Genomic DNA, 248 nt, shown 5'->3' on the forward strand with positions numbered 1-248 from the left:
GATCATCAGTTACAAATAGCTGAAGAGATAAAGTTGAATCCGCTGGTTTTAATGTTAAACGAAGAAAATCCCCAACTATTTTTAGATTTTATAACCAAATACCAAAATCACAAGAAAGTGGAAGTTGATTTAATTAATTACAATTTAGCAAGCAAACTAAAAAGCATAATACTAGAAGATTAATGATGAAAGTAACTATAGCGGCAGTCCCATATTCGGACAACTTAGGTGATGGTGTAATTGCAGAT

At 31.5% G+C, this 248-nt stretch carries 1 protein-coding gene; it reads left to right on the forward strand.

Annotation, left to right across the window (positions count from 1 at the left end):
- Positions 1-183: hypothetical protein (locus tag SB765_RS32380; RefSeq protein ID WP_410932861.1), on the forward strand; the 183-nt coding region annotated here is incomplete at its 5' end.
- Positions 184-248 lie beyond the last annotated feature (65 nt).

The sequence above is a fragment of the Pseudomonas sp. SIMBA_067 genome (genome assembly GCF_046534675.1).
In the GTDB taxonomy this organism is placed as follows: Bacteria; Pseudomonadota; Gammaproteobacteria; order Pseudomonadales; family Pseudomonadaceae; genus Aquipseudomonas; species Aquipseudomonas putida.